Source organism: Streptomyces niphimycinicus, from assembly GCF_018883605.1.
In the GTDB taxonomy this organism is placed as follows: domain Bacteria; phylum Actinomycetota; class Actinomycetes; order Streptomycetales; family Streptomycetaceae; genus Streptomyces; species Streptomyces niphimycinicus.
Map to the genome: position 1 here is coordinate 1 of NZ_JAHLEM010000440.1, position 1313 is coordinate 1313.

Annotated in this window: 2 protein-coding genes; both read left to right on the top strand. The window is 70.6% G+C overall.

Annotated elements, in window-relative coordinates; translation table 11 throughout:
- On the top strand, positions 1-887 hold an 887-nt coding region (locus tag KN815_RS31870; protein ID WP_216345333.1), incomplete at its 5' end, for a phosphopantetheine-binding protein.
- A gap of 47 nt (positions 888-934) precedes the next feature.
- On the top strand, positions 935-1313 hold a 379-nt coding region (locus KN815_RS31875; protein ID WP_216345334.1), incomplete at its 3' end, for a beta-ketoacyl synthase N-terminal-like domain-containing protein.

The following is a 1313-nucleotide window of genomic DNA, read 5'->3' on the forward strand; positions in this document are numbered from 1 at the left end:
ACGCCTTCCTCGACGCGCTGGCCGAACAGCGCCGGGCCCGTGGCCTGACCGCCACCTCCGTGGCCTGGGGCCCGTGGGCGGACGGCGGTCTCGTCGCCGACGACGAGGCGGCCGAGCAACTGCGCCGCCGCGGCCTGCCGGTGATGGCCCCGCACTCCGCCATCGCCGCCCTCCAGCAGGCGCTGGACCGGAACGAGACCGTGGTGACGGTGGCCGATGTCGACTGGGACCGCTTCGCCCCCACCTTCACCGCCGCCCGCCCCCGCCCGCTCATCGCCGATCTGCCCGAGGTCCGCGCCGCCCTGGCACCGGACCCGGTGGAGGGCGCGGACGGCGGCACGGGCGACACATCGGCGGAGTCCCTGCGGCGGCGGCTCACCGGGCTCACCGGGTCCGAGGCCGACAAGGTCCTGCTCGACCTCGTCCGTACGGAGGTCGCCGCCGTCCTCGGACACGACGACACCACGGCCGTCCAGGCGGGCCGGGCCTTCAAGGAGCTGGGCTTCGACTCCCTCACCGCCGTCGAACTCCGCAACCGGCTGAATGTGGCCACCGGGCTCCAGCTCACCGCCACCCTGGTCTTCGACCACCCGACGCCCGGCGCGCTCGCCGATGTGCTCCGTGCCGACCTCCTCGGCGAGGACACCACACCCGAACTCCCGGCCCTCGCCGAAATCGACAAGCTGGAATTCACCCTTTCCCACGTCTCCGACGACGCGACGGAACGCGAACGGGTCACGGCCCGCCTCGAAGCGCTGCTGCGGACATGGAACGAGACCGAGAGCGCGGCGGGCGCCGACGGCGGCGAGGACGATGAACTCGCCCTCGACGCCGCCTCCGCCGAAGACATCTTCGACATCATCAACAATGAATTCGGAAGGTCCTGACGTGATGACCGCCCTCAATTCAACTGACCTCAGGAGGTGACGTTTCCGTGGCTAGCGCGAACGAAGAGAAGCTTCTCGACAATCTGAAGTGGATGACCACTGAGCTGCGCCGGGCCCGTCGCCGCCTGACCGAGGTGGAGGCGGACGCGCAGGAACCGATCGCGATCACCGCGATGAGCTGCCGGTTCCCCGGTGGTGTCGGTTCGCCCGAGGATCTGTGGCAATTGGTCGCGGAGGGCGGTGACGCCATTTCCGGATTCCCCGCCGACCGCGGCTGGGACATCGAGGGGCTGGCCGATCCGGACCCCGACCGCAAGGGCACCTTCTACAACAGCGGCGGCGGATTCCTCGACGGCGCCGCCGAATTCGACCCCGCGTTCTTCGGCATTTCGCCGCGCGAGGCGCTCGCCATGGACCCGCAGCAGC